The 20,389-nt window shown below is 27.2% G+C and carries 12 protein-coding genes, 1 pseudogene and 1 riboswitch; all 13 genes and pseudogenes read left to right on the top strand.

The window, feature by feature from the left end:
- Positions 1–493 precede the first annotated feature (493 nt).
- Positions 494–778 carry a co-chaperone GroES gene (groES, locus tag LPC13_RS11550; RefSeq protein WP_195244207.1) on the top strand — a complete coding sequence of 95 codons (285 nt, stop codon included), beginning with the start codon at positions 494–496 and terminating at the stop codon, positions 776–778.
- 17 nt (positions 779–795) lie between these two features.
- Positions 796–2,424, top strand: a complete 1,629-nt coding sequence (gene groL, locus LPC13_RS11545) for a chaperonin GroEL (protein ID WP_005210783.1) — start codon at positions 796–798, stop codon at positions 2,422–2,424.
- 186 nt (positions 2,425–2,610) lie between these two features.
- Positions 2,611–2,693: riboswitch (cyclic di-GMP riboswitch) on the top strand.
- Positions 2,694–2,766: 73 nt separating this feature from the next.
- Positions 2,767–3,516: a prepilin peptidase gene (locus LPC13_RS11540; RefSeq protein WP_005210781.1), complete on the top strand. Its 750-nt coding sequence runs from the start codon at positions 2,767–2,769 to the stop codon at positions 3,514–3,516.
- A gap of 97 nt (positions 3,517–3,613) precedes the next feature.
- A pseudogene (locus tag LPC13_RS11535) lies at positions 3,614–5,299 on the top strand (GspE/PulE family protein).
- Positions 5,300–5,325: 26 nt separating this feature from the next.
- Entirely contained in the window at positions 5,326–6,528 is a 1,203-nt protein-coding gene (locus LPC13_RS11530) for a type II secretion system F family protein (protein ID WP_147576221.1), read from the top strand.
- A 56-nt stretch (positions 6,529–6,584) separates the two neighbouring features.
- Positions 6,585–7,067, top strand: coding sequence for a prepilin-type N-terminal cleavage/methylation domain-containing protein (locus LPC13_RS11525; RefSeq protein ID WP_005210773.1), 483 nt, complete (start codon positions 6,585–6,587; stop codon positions 7,065–7,067).
- An 81-nt stretch (positions 7,068–7,148) separates the two neighbouring features.
- Positions 7,149–8,339 carry a pilus assembly protein PilM gene (gene pilM, locus LPC13_RS11520; protein WP_005215996.1) on the top strand — a complete coding sequence of 397 codons (1,191 nt, stop codon included), beginning with the start codon at positions 7,149–7,151 and terminating at the stop codon, positions 8,337–8,339.
- 15 nt (positions 8,340–8,354) lie between these two features.
- Complete coding sequence (locus LPC13_RS11515; RefSeq protein ID WP_005215998.1) at positions 8,355–8,912, top strand: PilN domain-containing protein; 558 nt, start codon at positions 8,355–8,357, stop codon at positions 8,910–8,912.
- 2 nt (positions 8,913–8,914) lie between these two features.
- The gene (locus LPC13_RS11510; protein WP_195244211.1) at positions 8,915–10,219 is read left to right on the top strand and encodes a hypothetical protein; all 1,305 of its coding nucleotides are present in this window, start codon (positions 8,915–8,917) and stop codon (positions 10,217–10,219) included.
- A gap of 9 nt (positions 10,220–10,228) precedes the next feature.
- Complete coding sequence (locus tag LPC13_RS11505; protein WP_040420204.1) at positions 10,229–11,134, top strand: type IV pilus modification PilV family protein; 906 nt, start codon at positions 10,229–10,231, stop codon at positions 11,132–11,134.
- A gap of 15 nt (positions 11,135–11,149) precedes the next feature.
- Positions 11,150–13,561, top strand: coding sequence for a hypothetical protein (locus LPC13_RS11500; RefSeq protein ID WP_005216005.1), 2,412 nt, complete (start codon positions 11,150–11,152; stop codon positions 13,559–13,561).
- A gap of 73 nt (positions 13,562–13,634) precedes the next feature.
- Positions 13,635–14,219 carry a type II secretion system protein gene (locus LPC13_RS11495; RefSeq protein ID WP_169317591.1) on the top strand — a complete coding sequence of 195 codons (585 nt, stop codon included), beginning with the start codon at positions 13,635–13,637 and terminating at the stop codon, positions 14,217–14,219.
- Between the two features lie 23 nt (positions 14,220–14,242).
- Positions 14,243–20,167, top strand: coding sequence for a DUF5057 domain-containing protein (locus LPC13_RS11490; RefSeq protein WP_234088818.1), 5,925 nt, complete (start codon positions 14,243–14,245; stop codon positions 20,165–20,167).
- Positions 20,168–20,389: the final 222 nt, after the last annotated feature.

The raw sequence follows: 20,389 nt of genomic DNA, 5'->3' as shown, positions 1-20,389 counted from the left end.
GAAAATAGAAATTTTTTGTTAACAGATTTATTAATTTTCATATTTATAATTTGTGTAATATATATATATATTATGTAACAAAGAAATATTGCCTAATATGGATAGTGTTAAGTATATCAATTTATAAATTAGAAATAGATAGAATTGATATGTAAGAAAATAGATTTAAAATAATTATTAATATACTATTATCACTTATTTGTAATAATAATGATTCAGTGAATTAATAGAATCAATATTGTAATTGAGTCAATATATAGATAATATTTGGAGTGATAGTGAAGATATAAAATAAAGAGAATCTATTAATAAATTAATGGAAATTAAAGTAAAAAGAAAATAATTTAATATAATTAGTAATATTTGACCATATAGAGGTAATAATATAGAAAGTAATTGTTGAAAGATTAACATTAAAATTATATTATATATATAAAGGTATTAGCACTCTATAACGGTGAGTGCTAATAATTAAATTTTAGGAGGGTGTATTATGAATATAAAACCATTAGGTGATAGAGTAGTAATAAAAAAATTAGAGGCTGAAACAACAACTAAAAGTGGTATTGTTTTAACTGGAAGTGCAAAGGAGCAACCACAAGAAGCAGAAGTTGTAGCAATAGGGCCTGGAGCTGTAGTTGATGGGAATAGAATTCCAATGGAAGTTGCTGTTGGGAATAAAGTATTATATTCAAAATATGCAGGAACAGACGTAAAAGTTGACGGTCAAGAATATATTATTTTAAAGCAAGATGATATTCTTGCAATAGTAGAATAGTTAGGAGGAATTTTATTATGGCAAAGATGATTCAATTTGGTGAAGAAGCAAGAAGAGCTATGCAAGTTGGTGTTGATAAGCTTGCTGATACAGTTAAAGTAACTTTAGGACCTAAAGGAAGAAATGTTGTTTTAGATAAGAAGTTTGGATCACCACTTATAACTAATGATGGTGTTTCAATTGCGAGAGAAATAGAATTAGAAGATCCATATGAAAATATGGGAGCACAACTTGTAAAAGAAGTTGCAACAAAGACAAATGATGTTGCTGGTGATGGTACTACAACAGCTACTCTTTTAGCTCAAGCTATTATAAGAGAAGGACTAAAAAATGTTACAGCAGGGGCTAACCCAATGTTACTTAGAAATGGTATAAGAAAGGCTGTAGAAACTGCAGTTAATGAGATTTTACAAATTTCAAAGCCTGTAAGTGGAAAAGAAGATATAGCTAGAGTTGCGGCAATATCAGCAGCTGATGATGAAATTGGTAAATTAATTTCTGATGCTATGGAGAAAGTAGGAAATGAGGGTGTTATTACTGTAGAAGAATCTAAATCAATGGGTACTGAATTAGATGTAGTTGAAGGTATGCAGTTTGATAGAGGATATATCTCTCCATATATGGTTACAGATACAGAAAAGATGGAAGCTATTTTAGATAATCCACTTATATTAATAACTGATAAAAAGATATCAAATATTCAAGAAATATTACCAGTATTAGAACAAATAGTTCAATCAGGTAAAAAACTGTTAATCATTGCTGAAGATATTGAAGGAGAAGCAATGGCTACTTTAGTAGTTAATAAATTAAGAGGAACATTTAATTGTGTTGCTGTTAAAGCTCCAGGATTTGGTGATAGAAGAAAAGAAATGCTTCAAGACATAGCTATTTTAACTGGTGGTCAAGTAATTTCTGAAGAGTTAGGTAGAGATTTAAAAGAAACTACATTAGATATGCTTGGTCAAGCTGAAAGTGTTAAAATTTCTAAAGAAAATACTACTATTGTAAATGGTAGAGGAGATAGTTCTGCAATAAAAGATAGAGTTAATCAAATAAAAATTCAAATAGAAGAAACTACTTCAGAATTTGATAAAGAAAAATTACAAGAAAGGTTAGCTAAGCTTGCTGGTGGTGTTGCAGTAATTAAAGTTGGTGCTGCTACGGAAACAGAGCTTAAAGAAAGAAAGCTTAGAATAGAAGATGCTTTAGCTGCAACTAAAGCTGCTGTTGAAGAAGGTATAGTACCAGGTGGTGGAACAGCTTACGTTAATGTTATTAATAAAGTTGCAGAATTAAAATCAGAAGTAGCTGATACTCAAGTTGGTATCAATATAATAGTTAGAGCTTTAGAAGAGCCAATGAGACAAATTGCTACTAATGCAGGTGTTGAAGGTTCAGTAATAATTGAAAGAGTTAAAAATTCTGAAGTTGGAATGGGATATGATGCATTACATGATGAATATGTAAATATGCTTAAAGCTGGTATAGTTGATCCAACTAAGGTAACAAGAAGTGCACTTCAAAATGCTGCATCTGTTGCATCAACATTCTTAACAACTGAAGCTGCAGTAGTAGATATTCCACAAAAAGAAGCTCCAATGCAAGGTGCACCAGGAATGGGTGGAATGGACGGAATGTATTAATATTTAGAAAATATTTAAATTTTAATAATAGAAATAAAAAATAAATCATAATAAATGGAAGATATTAGTATTAAAATATTAATATCTTCTATTTTTATAAGAAAAAATTGTAAAAAGAAATGTTTTATAGTATAATTATGCGGTATTATGTAATAAAAAGTAACTAATTATAAATAACATTAATTTTAGTAATATAGAATCTATGAAGTATATATTTATTTGGGCACTTTATATATACAGAGATTATAGTGCAACCGGCTATATTTTAAAATTTTTATGGATTTTAAAATATAGCATTTTTTATATAAAACATAAGTAATAAAGTGTATTTTTAGGAGGGAAATGTATTTGATTTTAGTAGCTATATTAGGATTGTGTATAGGAAGCTTTTTAAATGTTTGTATTTATAGAATTGCTAGAGAAGAAAATATAGCTTTTCCACAGTCGCATTGTACAAGTTGTGGATATAAGCTTAAGTCAAAAGAGTTAGTTCCAGTTTTAAGTTATATTTTTTTACGAGGTAGATGTAGAAAGTGTAATGAAAAAATATCAATAAAATATCCATTAGTTGAAATTTTGAATTGTATTATATATATTCTTATTTATTTAAAATTTGGATTTTCATTAGAGTTATTTAAATATTCTTTATTAGCTTCTTTGTTGATAGTAATAGGTTTCGTTGATTTTGAAACAAAGTTTGTATATAATTCCACGGTTATTTTTGGAGTTATATCAGGAATTATATTTATTATTTTAGAGTGGATTAGTACTAAAAATTTTCCTGCCGATAATATCATAGGGGCAATTTTAGGTTTTTTAATTATATGGCTTATTGTAGTTTTAACTCATGGTATGGGTGAAGGAGATATAGACATATCATTAATTTGTGGATTATTTTTAGGTGTGAAGGGGATAATAGTTACTTTATTTTTAGCAGTAGTACTTGGAGGAATAGTTGCAACAATAATTCTACTTACAAAGGCTAAAGATAAAAAAGAAGAAATAGCTTTTGGCCCATATTTAGCTATAGGTGGAATTATAGCAATTTTATATGGAAATACAATTATAAACATATATATGAATACATTATAATGTAAAGTTTATTCGAAGTAGTTCTAAATTTTACATTATATATGTTTATAAATTTTGTTAGCAACAAATTGTTTTATACTGAAGGGAATTAATAACTATGGCAGAAAAACGTAGATTAGGAGATATACTTGTAGCTTCAGGAAAGATATCATTATATCAACTTCAAGAAGCTTTAAAATCTCAAAAAATATTAGGTAAAAAGCTTGGTGAAATTCTGGTTGAAAGTAAGCTTATAAATGAGATTGACATAATTGAGGCTATAGAGCAGCAAACAGGAATTCCAAGGATAGATTTAAATACTATAGATTTAGATAAGAAAGCAATAAATCTTATTACAGAAAATCTTTGTAGAAAACATGGGCTAATACCATTTGGATTTAATGGTGTAAATAAAATTAAAATAGCTATGGCAGATCCTCTTAATATATTTGCTATAGATGATGTACATATTTCTACTAGCTTTGATGTTGAATGTTATATTGCTTTAAATAGTGATATTAATAAATTTATTGATATTAGTTATAGTAGTGCTAAGGTACTTAAAGCGGCAGAAGATTTATCAAGGGAAACATTAGAATCGAAGAATAATAATGTAGTAGAAAGCATAGATGATGTTAAGAATGCTCCTGTTGTAAAAATGGTTGATTTTTTATTTAAAAATGCTATTGATATGAGAGCTTCAGATATACATATAGAACCTTTTGAAAAATATATAAGAATTAGGTATAGAATAGATGGCGAACTTCAAGAAATTAATACTTTGGGAATTTAAAGTTTAGCGCCTCTTGTTACCAGAATAAAGATTTTATCAGATTTAAATATAGCAGAAAAGAGGGTTCCACAGGACGGCAAGATTATTACTAGAATTGGTAATAGTGATGTTGATCTTCGTGTATCTATATTACCTGTAGTTAATGGTGAGAAGGTAGTTATTAGAATACTTGATAGAAGTAGCTATAAGATTGGAATGAATAATTTGGGGATGAGTGAAGAAAATTTAGCTAAGCTAGATAGAATTATAAAAAGTCCTCATGGAATAGTACTTGTTACTGGACCTACAGGAAGTGGTAAGTCTACAACTTTATATACTATTTTAAATGAGATTAATTCAGATGATGTAAATATAGTTACAATAGAAGATCCTGTTGAATATACATTAGATGGCATTAATCAAGTTAATGTTAATACTAAAGCTGGTCTTACTTTTGCAAGTGGTCTTAGAAGTATATTAAGACAAGACCCTGATGTAGTTATGATAGGTGAAATTAGAGATGATGAAACAGCAGAAATAGCAGTTAAAGCAGCTATTACTGGGCATTTAGTTATGAGTACGCTTCATACAAATGATGCTCCATCATCTATAACTAGACTTATTGATATGGGAATTGAACCGTATTTAGTAGCAACATCTATAAGTGGTATTATAGCTCAAAGACTTGTTAGAACTATATGTCCTTACTGTAAAACTGAATATGAAGCGACAGCTTATGAAAAAAAAATATTAATTGGAGATAAAGATAAGCAATTGACCCTTTATAAAGGTGAAGGTTGTGGATATTGTAATAATACTGGATACCTAGGAAGATGTGGTGTTCATGAAATAATGGAAATTACAAGAGAACATAGGGATGCAATAAATGATACTAGAGATTCTAATGTTTATAAGGATATATCAATTAAAAATGGTATGACTACATTAGGAGAAGAGTGTAAAAAGTTAGTATTAGAAGGTGTAACAACAGTTACTCAACTTGCAACAATAACTATGTTAAATGAAATATAAAATTGCAGCATGGGAGGTGTTATTAGTTGTCTAAGTTTAAATATAGAGCAATGAATTCAACCGGAGAAAAAATTAATGGAGATTACGAGGCTAATAGTAGGGACGATGTTATATCAATGCTTTCAGCAAATGGCCTTTATCCATTAATGGTTGAAGAAGTTATTGAAAGTACTAATATTGAAATAAGTATTTTTGATAAAGTTAAGACAAAGGATATTTCAATTTTTTGTAGACAATTTTACACTATGCTAGATGCAGGTGTAACAATGAATAATGCCCTTAATATATTATCTAAGCAGTTAACTAATAAAAAATTAAAGTTAGCTATTACTGAAATAGAAGATGATGTTAAAAAAGGTGAAATGTTATCAGCTTCAATGAAGAAGTATGATGATATATTTCCACAATTATTAGTATCAATGGTTGAATCAGGAGAAATAAGTGGTAAGCTTGATGAAGTTATGCTTAGAATGTCTATTCACTATGAAAAAGAAAATAAGATTAATAATAAAGTAAAATCAGCAATGATTTATCCATCAGTATTAAGTGTTTTAGCAGTTGCTGCAGTTATAGTAATTATGACTTTTGTTATGCCAACCTTCTTAGAGATGTTTGCAGAAACAGGCACTGAATTACCGCTTATAACCAAAGTTTTAATATCAATAAGTTCTTTTATGAATAAAAGATGGTACATAATTTTATTAATTGTAATTTGCTTTGTTGTTGGATTTACGTACTTTAAGAGGACAGAATTTGGACAAATTTTATTAAGTAAAATAAAGCTTAAAATTCCAGTAGTTAAAAATATGAATCAAATGATAATTGTATCTAGATTTACTAGAACATTATCAACACTTTTAGCAAGTGGAGTTTCTCTTACACAAAGTTTAGATATTATAGCTGATATAGTAGGAAACAAAATTGCAGAAGAAGAAGTACATAATGTAAGAGATAGAGTTTTTAGAGGTGAAGGAATGTATTTACCTATAAAAGATTCTGAAGTATTTCCAGAGATGCTTGCTTCTATGGTTAAAATAGGAGAAGAAACAGGTTCGTTAGATGGAATCCTAGAGAAGACAGCAGATTTTTATGATGATGAATTAGAACAAGCAATTCAAACAACAGTAGCATTAGTAGAACCAGCACTTATTGTTGTAATGGGATTAGTCATCGGGACAATAGTATTAGCTATAATGATTCCTATGTTTACTATGTATGGAAATATGTAAATAAGATTTAAATTTAAAATTTAAATAAATAATATTATACACAGGGGGAAAGTTTTATGTTAAAAAACTTAAGAAACAAAAAGAAAAAAGGATTTACTTTAGTTGAGTTAATCATAGTTATTGCAATTATAGCAATATTAGTAGCTATAGCTGTACCTCAATTTGGTAAGATAAGAGCTAAAGCAAACATAAGTGCAGATATGGCTAATGCAAAGAGCTTATATAGTGCAATTGCAGCATGTGTTGCAGATGAAACATTACCAGCTAACACAGATGCTATAATTGATTTAGAAGAGGATACGGAACCAGCTACTGATTTTACAAATGAAAAATTAGTAGAATATTTAGGTGGAACTAATAATGTTCCGGCACCAAAAGCTTATCAAGGATCGCAGTTTATGTACTCTATTACAGATGGAGAAATTGTTATATATGTAGAAGGCGAAGCAGCTTCAAGTGATGCTGACCCAGATTATGCAGATGGAGTTAAAATATATCCAGGAGTTACAGCAGGTTCAAAATACGATAAAAACAATTAATAAAATTATAAAGTGTAAAGCCATTGGCTTTACACTTTACTCTATATAAAAGAAATAAATCTGATTAAGAGGTGAGATATCATGGACGAAAGTAAGAAAAGAATTAGTTTAAAAGAGTTATTGACTATGGATTTAAGGGATTTAAAAAAGTTGAAATCAAAGGGTACAGGGTCCGCCTCTGTTAGTAGTTCAAAGTCTAAAAGAGAAAAGAAAAAAAGAAATCCAAGAAAAGTTATTGCCTTTGATATTGGAAGTAATACTATAAAAATTGTAGTTGGAAGACATGAAAATGAAAAATTAGTAATAGAAAATATGTTAGATGTACCAACTCCAGTAGATACAATTATGGATGGAAAAATATTTAATGAAAAAGAGTTAGCAGAAATAATACAATATACATTAAAAACAGAAAAGATAAATGTTAAAGATATAATTTATACAACAGATTCAACATCTATAATCAATAGAGAATTATTAATTCCAAAGGTTGAGGAAGATGAAATGGAAACGGTAATTAGATATGAAATACAACAATTCTTACCGATAAATCTTAATGATTATATATTACAGTACACATTATTAGGAGAAGTTGAGGATCATATTGATGGAATGTCTAAATATAAGGTTAATGTAATATCATATCCAGAAAAATCGGCTAGAGCATATTATGATTTATTGAAGGATATGGATGTAAAGCCATATGCTTTAGATATAGTTCATAACTCAGTTAAAAAGTTATTAAATTTAAATGATAAAATAAATGAAATTGAAAAGAGCATTGATGAAACTATTGCCATGATAGATATGGGTGCAGAAATTATTAATGTTAACATATATAAAAATAATGAATTAGATTTTACAAGAATAATGAGAAATGGTGGAAATGATATAGATAATGCGTTAAGTCAAAGGCTTGAGATATCGAAAAAGTTAGTAGAATCAATGAAGATAGAAAAAGCAGACTTAACATCTATATTAGAAAATGACGAAATAAATGATGTTATAAAAGAAGTGATATCAGAATGGTTATCGGATTTATCAAGAATAATACAATTCTATAAAAATAAACAAAGAGGTAATGATATTCATAAAATTTATATTTATGGAGGAACTTCTAATATAAAAGGATTAGAAAAAGCTATTGAAGCAAAATTAAATATAAAAACAGAAAAAATAACAAGTCTTAGTAAAGTTGAACTTGCAAAGTCTAATTTAAAAGAAGAATCATTAGAACAATATATAAATGCAATTGGTTCAATAATAAGATTGTAGAAAGGAGAGATATGCATGTTAAACAGAGATATAAACTTTTTTAGCACGTATGTTGGGCAAAAAAAAGAAAAGAAAAATCAAAACATATATATTTATACGTTAACTACCTTTCTTACAGTACTTATATTAGGAACACTTTCTTGGAATACAGTAAATTTATTTATAGTAAATGATCAAATTAAAGTAATAGATGCAAAGCTTAATGATCCTACAATACAAAGTCAAATAAAAGAGTCAGAGGTAGTAAATTCAAAATTAAATATATTAGAAAGTTATAACAAGGATTTAACTAAAGTAGTTACAGCTATAGATAATAGAAGTTTAATAAATAATACTATATTAGATAAAATAAGCTCAGTACTTCCAAGTGATGTCACATTCAAAAATATAAATATAACAAATGGAAATGTATCTATATCAGCTGCTTCAAAAACAAGAACAGCAATAGCAGAGGTACAACATAACCTAAAGTCATTAGACATAATTGGCGATGTAACAATAGGTAGTATATCAGGTGATGGCTCATCAGGGGAATATACATTTGATTTAAAATGTGTATTAATGGGTGAATAGTTATGAAAATAAGTAAAAAAGAAAAATATTTATTAGGTGTATTAGGAACAATTTTAGTTTCTGTATTATATTATCAATTTATATATACTCCTCAAGTTGAAAAGCTTGAAAATTTAAAAGCTATAAAGCTTGAAAAGGAAACAAAATATGATGAAATAATTGAAACAATAAAAACATTGGAGCAAAGAAAAGGAAAGATAAAGTCACTTAATCAACAAATAATAGATAGGGCAAACCCGTTATATCCAGAAATAATACAGGAAAATTTAATATTAGAAATAGATAAGTTACTAACAGATAGTAAATTAAAGGGAACTATTTCTTTTAGCGGTATAACAGTAGGGCAAGTTGAAGCTTTACCAAGTGGAGTTAATTCAAATTTACAAACGTCTTTTGATTCTATAGTAAATGAATATAATAATAATTTTAAGAGTGAATCAGTAGAATCAGAGTTAGTTGAAGAAAATCAAGAAATAAAAGACTCTAATGGAATTAATGAAGAAAACATTATAAATGAATCAGTATCTGAAGGTAGTACTAGAGGAGAAAATTCAGCAATAATAAGTAGTGGAGATGCCACTACAGAACAAATAAAAGTTAGCTTAAACTTTAATGGTACATATACTTCATTAAAAGATTTTATTAGATTAGTAAATAATAATTCGAGAAAAATAGTAATAACAAATATATCATTATCAGGTAAGGGTGAAGGTGAAGAAGTAAGTGGTTCAATGAATTTAGAGTTTTATGCAATACCTAAGCTTGGAGATACAGATAGTGAATATTATAGATGGTTATTAAATAATACTTATGGAAAGAAATATCCATTTAGTTCATCTGCAGCAAGTGGTACAACAATTGAGCAATTAACTACATCACATGCAAGTTATGATTTTATTATGGTATCAAAACCAATTTCATCAGATTTACCTACAGTAATGCTTGGACAAGCTAATGACACATCAAATTTATCATATGTGTATGCAGATAATAGTGGAACTGAAACTGTAGAACTTGTATTAACAGAAGAGAGTGGAAGGTATTATTTCAAATACAAGGCTGGGTCTAATACTTATCCGTTAAGTTACAACGGAAATGGAATTGAATTTAAACCACTTGGAGATAAGATAGTTTTAAATATACTTTCGACTAAAAGACTAAATGAAGAAGACCTTTCAGGTATTGCATTAACTATTACGAACAATACAAAAAAAGAAGTTGAAGTAATAATTGAAAATGAAGATGATAATAGACCAAGAATATCACTTGCAAGTGAAGGTAATAACGTTAAAGTTACTAAAAAGTAGGTGAAAATTATGATTTTTAATAAAAAGAAAAAAGCATCTACCTTACTAGAAGTGATAATAAGCTTAGCATTAGTTGCGTTATTAGTTGGACCAGCGATGAACATGATTGTTGCTTCAGTTAAAAATATTCAAAAAACTAAAGTAAAGGAAAAAGCAGAGCTTATAGGTAAGCAAATAGTTGAAGAAATTAAAGCATTAGATTTAGAAAACTTATCTATAGGAAATATTACTTTAAGCAATAATGTTGTATTAACTAAGGATATAACATCAGAAAATGAAGAAATTATTAGAGGGTCTAATTATAATATTGAAACTAATAATAACGGATATGATATTGATATTATTATGAAAAAAAATACTAATGTTAAATATGATAACATTAATGAAAGTATGGATGCTGAATTTAATGTATACATTGATAGCTATAATAACGTAGAGTTTTTATTTTTTGAAAATGTGAGAGATTCTTCTAATTTGATAAAAATACCTATATTAAATAATTATGATTTTAAAGTTATAAATACAAGTACAGAAATACAAATACAAAGTGCTGAAGGAGATAGCTTAAACCCTTCCATAGTAAAAACGGTATTGGATGGGGCGGTTAAACCAGGATTTTTAAAGATAAATTTTTTAGAAACTAATGAAAAAATAACAGATGAAGAAAAAAAGCAAATAAAAATAGAAGTGGATAATAAGATGGGTGAAGATTTTAATATTTTTATATCCAAAAGAGTAAGTAGCTTATTTAAAGAAGAGATAAAAATAGATAAAACATCAATTGGAAGTATATTAGTTACAACAGATGAGTTTGACCCTAAGCCTATTGGAGATATGTATGACTTTACTGTTAGGGTAAATAAAGATGGTAAAGAATTATTTAAATTAAATGGGTATAAAAATATAAATTTATAAGTGGGGTAGGTATAGATGAGAAAGAAGAAAAAGGGTTCGAGTTTAGTATTGGTATTAGTAATTTTTCTTATGTTAATTACTGTTGGAACAGCAATAGTATCAACAACGTCTGTTGTATATAAAAATCAAATCAATGAAAGTAAAAGAGCACAAAATCTTTATTCATCTGAATCAGGATTAGATGTAACTTATAACGTTATAGCAAAGACTATTGAAACTGCAATAAGTCTTAGCAATAAAGCTGTTAATGAACTACTTTATAAGAATTATAATCTTATAGAAGTTGAAAGAGAAGCTGTAAAAAATGGAACAGAGTTAAAATTTCCTGTAAAGATAGGAGACAATAGTAAAAGTAGAATAATAAAATCAGATTTAACTTTAAATAGAGAAGAATTAAAAAAGGTTGAAGATGAGATTTTTCAAACAGCTTTTTGCTTAATAATGAAGGATAACATTACTAAATGTATAACTAATGGCGAATATTTAAAGAGCATAATATCTTTTACTGAATATTTTATAAAAAGTGAAATGAGTGTTAATGGATCTAAAATTAATGAACCGGAAAAGATATTTTCAAAAATAAAATATGAAAATGATATTTCACCAAACATAATTGCAGAAATAATAGGAGAAATGCCTAATTTAGATGATGAAGATAAAGAAATAGAATTAGATATAACATCTCAATTTTATAGTGGCATTGAAGATGATGAAAATAAAAATATAACAAGGAAAAATACTGTAGATACTGAATTAACAGCACAACCAGGAAAGCAAGAAAGGGTTATTAATTTAAAATATAAAATAACAGTGCCAGTATATAATCCAACTAATACAACTAAAAAGGTTCAAATAATTAAAAGACCTGTATTTGATAATAGTTTTGCCATCGACGGAAATTTATATTTATCAGGTAGTCAAATTGATATAGAAGGTAACTTATATGTAAAAGGTTCTGACATTAAAGAAACAGATGTTAATGGATTAGACCAAAATGTTTTTAATAAATATAAAAATGGGATAATTATAGAATCTAATGGAAATTCAATTCAAGATAGTACAAATGTCAATATTGAAGGGAATATAGTTACTACTAAGAGTATTAGTATGAGAGATTATACTAATTTAATAATGAACGGAGATATTTATGCATCTAACTTGCATTTGGGTAAATACACTAATGAAGCCAATGCTTCTAATAATATAGGAACTGATATAACAATAAATAGAAATGTATCAGTAAATAAAAAAGCTAATGTGTATTTAAGTAATGATTTATCTATATATGCAGACAACTCAACAGTAAATTTAAATAGTTTTTACGGATTAAATGATATTACTGATAATAGTTCAGGACAAGATAGGTCATCAAGTAGTATTATTATTAACTCAAGAGATAATGTAAATTTATATGTAAAAGAGAAAGCGTATATTTTAGGAACTGCTTATATAAATACAGATAATAAATATCAAACAGGTGAATCAGTAGCTGTAAAAGGAAATTATTTAGCTTATACAACTTCTTTAGAAGGGCAAGAAATAGGTGATAGTAACACTAACTATGAAAATGTTGAATTTCAATATGATAGGCCGTTACAGTTAATATCTAAAATTAATGGAGCAGATGTTAATGTTATAAGTAAAGCGCAGTATTTTGAGGATTATTCAAAAATTGAAGAGAATAAGGCAAGATTAAATTTAGTATCAGTAAGTTTACCAAGTGATACATATTCAATAGGAGCCTATATAAATGGAAATACTATAAAAGGTTCTAGTGGAAAATTAGCAGATACAATGCTAAATATTATAAAGACTGAAAAAGATAAATTTGCTAAAAAAGTTTATGGGTTCGGGATAATTGGTGCTGATTTTGATAATCCGCCAACAAGTGTTGAAACGGGATTAAGATCTGTAACAACGGAATTATTATTAGAAAATCTTCCTAATGTATATAATGAAATGATAGCACCTAATGACTATAGAGTAGTATTCAATAAGGAAAAAAATAAGAATGTTGTTTTAGTTGGGAATGATTCAAATGTTAGAATAGATGAATTAAAATCAGATACTAACAATATAGTAATAGATTTAAGCAATAATAATGAAGCTAAATTTACTGGTCTTATAATGACTAATGGAAATGTTGAAATTTATGGACAGTTAGAAGTAAGAGGTTCTATAATAGCAGCTGGAAATTTAGTTTGTAATAGTGATAATAAAAAAAAGAAATTTATTTATGATAGTAAAGTAGTTAAGGAAATAATAGCTATCTATTACGACAAATTATATAAAGAAGGTTCAAATGATACTGTAATAGTACAACCAACAGATGAATATACAGAAACAGTTGAAATTGAATATGATAGTAGCAAGCAACATAATGTTAAAGATTACATTAAACAAAGCTTATGGAGTATTAAAAAATAATGAAGGTGTGCCCCAGGGGAAAGTCGAATTGGGGAGTCGAATACCAATAAATAAAAGTAGAGGGTGTTTTTATATGAAGAAAAAAGGGATAACTTTATTAGAAGTGATAATTACTATGTCTATAATGCTATTGATTATGTCACTTGTTTATCCTATTTTTCTTTCAGGAAGCAAGAACTTGATTAAAAGTGATATGGAAACAACACTTCAAATGGATGCAACTGCTATAGAAAATAAGATATCAGAAATATTAACACAATCTAAAGGAATTGAAAGTGTTTTTGAAATTGAAAATGTAAATAGTAGTGATACAGAAAATATAGTTTTAAGTGAAGAAAAAAATTCAGAAAACACTGTAAATAATATAGGAAAACTTGAAGTAAAAGTTCCTAAAGATGAAGATATAGATAATGATAAATCTTATATATTTAAATTGGAAAGAGTGGATAGAAGAGATAATAAAAATATTTATTCTATATCAATAGATGATGGACAACCTTTATCTAAATATGTTGAAGCTTTTTCAATTGAAAGTATGGATGACAAAAAATTGGTAGATGCAATATACGTTAAAGTTAAGATTAATTTATATTATAAAAAAGGAATTACTGTAGTTGAGCATCCTATAGAATCTATAATAACATTTAGAAACGAGTAATTATGAAGGGGGGAGATAAATAAATGAGAAAATTAAATAAAAGTAAGATATTAAGTTTGGTATTAATTATTATGATGGTATTTACATTTATTCCAATAAGTTTAGCTTGGGCAGATGATGTTTTAAATGACATAGAAGAGCAAGAATATAAAGATGAGCATAATGATGAAGATAAAGAGGAAAATCAGATTAATGAATTATCATCTATAAGTATTAAGCCACAAATCAATTTGCAATATGGGGGAATTGTACCGGAAAACCCAATGGTAGGACAAGAATTTGAAGTTACATATCATATAAACCCTGAACCATTTCAACATAATATTTCTAAGCCAAAGGAAATAGTACTTGTTTTAGATGGATCAGGAAGTATGGATACAATAATAAAATGTGAGCATGGAAAGACTAGTTCGCATTATGTAAGTGGAGTATTATGTAAGCCAAAAACAAGATTAGAAGAGCTAAAAGATGCAGCAAAAGCATTTATAAATAAAATGAAATCAGTAGAGAATTTAAAAATAGGTATAGTTGTATATTCAAGTTCAGCTACAATTAATCCAATAAGTAGGAGTGGAACGACCACTGTTAAAAGATATTACAATGGAGTATGGACAAATAGAAGTGTGCCTAAATATCAGTCATATACAGATGAATATTTTTTAGATGTAAATGATAGTAGATTGTTAAAAATGATAGATAATATAGATGCATTAGGTGGAACCAATACAGGTGAAGGATTGAGAAAAGCTAAATTTTTATTAGATGAAGGAACTAAAGATGCTAATAAAACAATAGTATTTATGTCTGATGGTCTGCCCACTTATTATTCAATTACTGGAACTAATTTAAATCACTACAAAGAAATAGATAATACAACACCAAGTATTTCAGGAGCTGGTAATGAGGATAGTCAAGATAATATTAATAAATCTTCTGCTTATGCAGAAGCTATTGGAAGTGAAAAAATAAGGGGAAATGGATATAATATTTTCTCTATAGGATATGGTTTGAATTCTACTGGTAATGAAAAAATGGAAGAAATTCATAAATCAATGGGAGGAGTAGCAACTAATAATGATGATCCTAATAATACGTTTTTTGCAACTAGTGAAGGTGCAATAGAAAGCGTATTTAATAAAATTGCAGATACTTTAATAAATTCATATTCAATTAATGACGTAAAACTTAATTTAAATTTATCAGATAGCATTAGTGCCTTTAATGGTGGATCTGTGAATATTAATGGGCATCAAGTGGAGATTGATCCAATAGTATATGAAAGAAAAGAAAACAATTGGTATCGTGCAGAGCCTCAAAGTATAAAATTCACAGTGAAGGCTAAGGATTCAGGCAGTATAAAACTGTTTAAGGAAAATAGCTCATTAACATACACGGATATTGAAGGTAAAATTCATTCAGTAGCTATACCTAATATTGAAATTAATGTAAGGGAATATTCAGCCACAGATGCTGATAAACTAGGAGTTACATTTTCACCGACTAAAAATGGATATCTTATTGGTGATAATGCTGATATAAAAGTTACATTTAGTCATTCAGGTAATAAAAATATTAGTTATACAGATGCAAAGTTTACATTAGATAAAAATAGTAAACCTAATAATTTTATAACACAGTCGTCATTTGATTATGTTTTAAACTTTGGTAATATAACAGAAAGTAAAAATATGACTTATAATTTTAATATTAATGATGATATAGATATAAATAGCGAAGAGGGAGTTGGATATCAGTTAATAGGTAGTTATGAATATAATATAAATGGTACAAAAGAATCAAATAGCAATATAACAACAAATGTTAATGTTAAAAGAGGTCAAATAAGGATAAAAGTTAATGATTCAATTAATAATGATATAACATCAGAATCAAAGGTTGTATTAAAAGATAAATTTAATAATGAAATAATAGGTAATTATGATAATGGATATATAATTTTTGATACTGTTTCAACAGGGAGCCATGAGGTTGTATTAAAGGAAGTACCAGAAGGGTGTTATATTGCAGATGAAAATAAAAATGCATTAATAGAAGTCAAATATGAAAAGCCAGTCGGAACATATACATTTACAACTGAAGGGGCAATTGCAACAAAAGAATTAGAAATAGATGCAAAATTAATAGGCACTAATCCTAATTATCCATATTTAGATGAAGAGATAACAGTAACGTATGAAATTAATCCAAAGGAATTTATTAAAGATTCAACAAATGAAATTATAATAAAAGAAGCTAAATTATTATTTAATTTAGGTGATAAATTTACACCAGTAGATGGAGAGGGTTTAGTAAGTAGTGATAATGGTAAATATGTTTTAGATTTTGCAGATAAGGTTAAATATATTTATGATAACACTAATAATAAATATGTGGCCGATAAGTTTACTGTTTCTTTTAAAATAAGAGCTAATAGTTCGGGAGAGAATATTTCATTTAATGAAGGTAAAATTGAATATGAAAATATATTGGATATAAATAATACAATGATATCAAATATAATAGATACTCCTGTTGTTACAGTCAGAAGTATAAGTGAATTACCTATTTATACTGGTGCGGATATAAGGATATTAGAGATAGAACCATCGGATAGTTTTAAATTAACTAATTTATCATCGAGGTCTACAACTGGTATTGAAGAGATTGAAAAAATTATAGATGATAAAAAATATAAAATAGAAATTACTCATATGACTATGGCAGAGTTTATAGGTAAAGTTGATGATTTGAATGGAAAGTATGATGTAATTGTAATTGGAAAGTATGTAGATAATAGTTTGGTTAATCCAAATGGAATTATAAATGCCGAAAATAATTTAGAAGGAACTATATGGTTTAAGGATTATAAAGATTTAGAAAATGATATTACTAATAAAAAAGCTAAGGAAATAAAAGAATTTATTAATTCAGGACAACTTGTCTTTATAGATAGTGATATTAAAGAAATGAGTAGTTCGAAATTATGGTGGCATACAACTAATTCTCAAGGAGATTTTAATCAGTCTGTAGATAATTTAGTTAAAGATATGAGTGTGAACTCTAATAGTAATGATAAAAAGATAAGTATAGATAATATTGTTAATAAATATATACAAAGAATAAAGGAAAATAATTCATTAATTAGACCTAAAATAGTTTCAACATCACCAATTGGAGATTCTCATGATGATGATTTGGGAAAGATATATAAGAGAAATATGCGATTTGATATAAATGTTAGCGACATAATTGGTGAAAGTTTAACTATTAATTTATATTTAGATATTAATGGAGATGGATTATTTAAAGAAGAGGAAATAGTAAAGACAATTGAAGGTGTTAATATACCAGAAGATGGATATAAGCTAGAATATAATTTATATAATGATTTTCCACAGTTTATTGGGTATTTAGAGTGGAGAATTGAGGTAGTAAAGGATATAGATTTGAATTCTTCGCAGCCCATAAAATCTTATACTGATGGAAATATATTATTTAGAAGAGTAACACAAGAAAAGAGAGTAATAAATGTTTTGCAGATATCGCCGTTTGAAAGTGGAAATTTAGAGGCCTCTTCTGCTCAGTGGAAAGGTGGAAATTTAAATTTAAAAACCAATACTGCATTTCAGAGTCTATTAAAGGAAAAGGAAGTTCAAGATTATGAAATAAATATTGAGGTTATAAGTTATCAAGATTTTTATCAAGGAAATAACCTTGGACCAGGGACATCACCTTTAAATGGTAGCAAGTATCATATGATTATAATGGGATTTGCAGATACATTTAGAGAAAAGAGTATTTCAAATCAGGGAATTGAAGAAATAAAAAAATTTATAGAATCAGGTCAGGGATTAATGCTAACTCATGATACTTTATGGTATAAAAGCTGGGATGGATGGCAAAAAAATATAAGAAATGCACCACAATTTATAAGAACATTTAGAGATATTATAGGACAATCTAGGTATATAGATCCTAATAATGAAGATGAAACAGGACTAAATGGGGAAAAAATAACGCATGATCCTAATAGACCAGAAGTAAATGGAGATGATAGTAAATATCCAAAAGAAGCTGGGGCTACTTTATTGGAGCTAAATGGAGTTAATAATAGTAATAGCACTGAGGTTTATAGAGTAAATGAATCCTTAATAACTAATTATCCATTTAAATTAGGCGAAACAATAAGAGTAAGAAGAACTCATGGACAATATTTACAACTTAATTTTGAAGATGATGATGTAGTACCATTATTTAATTTAACTGAAAACAATAATAATAATGTAGGAAATAATGAATATATAGAATGGAATCATCAAAGTAATAAGGTAAATAGATATGATTCTAGAAACTCATATTATACATATTCAAAAGGTAATATTACATTTTCAGGAACGGGAGAAAATTCAAGAGAAAGTATTGAGTATCCTGAATCTGAGTTAAGATTATTTGTTAATACAATAGTAAAGGCTGAAAGAGGAGCTAATCACAAACCTGAAGTATATGGATTGGAAAGTGTAACTGAAATACCTTATAACTCAGATTTAGAGTTTAATGCAATAGTTAAAGATGTTGATGGAGATAGAGTTAAAATTAATAAAATATCTTTAAATGGAGTAGATATAAGTTCACAAGTTTATAAAGATCCATTAAATAAAATACCAAGTGGATTTAAGAATCAAGGTTCACAGTTTCCTATAACTATACCATCAAGTTTATTTATAGTTAATAAACAAATATCTTTAACAATAGAAGCTGAGGATTCAAGGGGGGCAATAACTACTAAAGAGTATAAGATAACTCCAGTTCAAAATCCATTATTAACATCTAAGGGTCAAACCATTAATACTTTAGTTGGAGAAAATATAACATTTGAAATTCAATTAGATAAAGAAAATGATACTAATCCAAGTAGTATTTTAGTTGACAGTATTGAAGTAACGGATAAAAATGAAATAGTAACTTTAAGCAATATAAATACTGAGTATAGGGGTGGAAAGATATATTTAGTAGGAAACTTAAAAGCTTTAATAGAAGTAACTGGTGAAGAGTTACCTATAATTATTAATTATAGTAATGGCACTAGTTCTATGAAGAGGTGTGAAGCTAAAATAATACTTAATAGTAGAAGTGCTAATGTAAATGTAATATTAAAGGTAAATGATTATAGTAATCAAAACTTAGGGATAGGTCCAAAAGTTACATTAATAAATAAAATAAGCAATAAAGTTTATGAAAATAATATATCAATAATTGATGGACAAACTAATTTCAACTCAATAGAGGCTGGAGAATATGAGCTTTCCATAAGTGAAATAATTGGGTATGATATTTTATCTATTTTAGTAAATGGAACAAATGTGAGTTTTGCAGAAAATAATAAAATAAAATTTAATATAAGTTTTAGTGAAAATTCTAAAATAATAGAGATTGCAGTTGAGCCACAAGTTTCAGAGGTGATTCATGGTTTATATCAAGGCATAGGAGATAATAGACAAGTTAATATTATTGAAAATTTAAATGGCTTTGAAATGACAGCCGGTATGAATGTTAATTTTGCTTCAACATTCGTATTAGGAGGAAATAGTATTCCAATTAATTTATCTATTGATTCTAAATTGGAAGTAACTAATGCTAAAGAAAGTATAAATAAAAATAATATAAAAATATATAAGGTTACAAGTAATGACGAAAAAACTATATTGGATGAAGTTTCGGAATCAAAATTAGATATTTCAGTTAGTAATTCGCAATATGTAATTAAAATTAATGAAAGTATACAAAGAGATACTAGAATATTAATTACTTATTCTGCAATAGTTCCGGAGAGTAGTAATGAGGAAGAATTTACCAACACAATAAGTATAAGTAATAAAAATAAATCAATTAAGGTTTATACAATAGATACAGGAGAAAATAATCCTGCATATCTACCAGAATTGTTCTAAATCGTATTATAAATTTATAAATATAACATATATAAATCTTTTATTAACAGGCTGTATTTTAAATGCAGCTTGTTTTTTAGTATATATTATTAAGTATAGATTAAATATAGATAAATTCAGCTTATAACAATAGAGGATATATAAATTAGAAAAGATTTTATAGGTAAAATTATTTGTATTGACAATAAATCTTTCATAAACTATAATGATAAAAAGCGAAAA

This window comes from Clostridium celatum (genome assembly GCF_021412605.1).
In the GTDB taxonomy this organism is placed as follows: domain Bacteria; phylum Bacillota; class Clostridia; order Clostridiales; family Clostridiaceae; genus Clostridium; species Clostridium celatum.
This window is presented reverse-complemented; position numbering and strand designations above follow the sequence as displayed.

What these genes read in the sequence shown, in the direction of transcription:
- LPC13_RS11505 (WP_040420204.1), top strand. Translation starts at nt 10,229, where the DNA reads ATGATTTTTAATAAAAAGAAAAAAGCATCTACCTTACTAGAAGTGATA.
- pilM (WP_005215996.1), top strand. Translation starts at nt 7,149, where the DNA reads ATGGACGAAAGTAAGAAAAGAATTAGTTTAAAAGAGTTATTGACTATG.
- LPC13_RS11525 (WP_005210773.1), top strand. Translation starts at nt 6,585, where the DNA reads ATGTTAAAAAACTTAAGAAACAAAAAGAAAAAAGGATTTACTTTAGTT.
- LPC13_RS11510 (WP_195244211.1), top strand. Translation starts at nt 8,915, where the DNA reads ATGAAAATAAGTAAAAAAGAAAAATATTTATTAGGTGTATTAGGAACA.
- groES (WP_195244207.1), top strand. Translation starts at nt 494, where the DNA reads ATGAATATAAAACCATTAGGTGATAGAGTAGTAATAAAAAAATTAGAG.
- groL (WP_005210783.1), top strand. Translation starts at nt 796, where the DNA reads ATGGCAAAGATGATTCAATTTGGTGAAGAAGCAAGAAGAGCTATGCAA.
- LPC13_RS11515 (WP_005215998.1), top strand. Translation starts at nt 8,355, where the DNA reads ATGTTAAACAGAGATATAAACTTTTTTAGCACGTATGTTGGGCAAAAA.
- LPC13_RS11495 (WP_169317591.1), top strand. Translation starts at nt 13,635, where the DNA reads ATGAAGAAAAAAGGGATAACTTTATTAGAAGTGATAATTACTATGTCT.
- LPC13_RS11490 (WP_234088818.1), top strand. Translation starts at nt 14,243, where the DNA reads ATGAGAAAATTAAATAAAAGTAAGATATTAAGTTTGGTATTAATTATT.
- LPC13_RS11540 (WP_005210781.1), top strand. Translation starts at nt 2,767, where the DNA reads ATGTATTTGATTTTAGTAGCTATATTAGGATTGTGTATAGGAAGCTTT.
- LPC13_RS11500 (WP_005216005.1), top strand. Translation starts at nt 11,150, where the DNA reads ATGAGAAAGAAGAAAAAGGGTTCGAGTTTAGTATTGGTATTAGTAATT.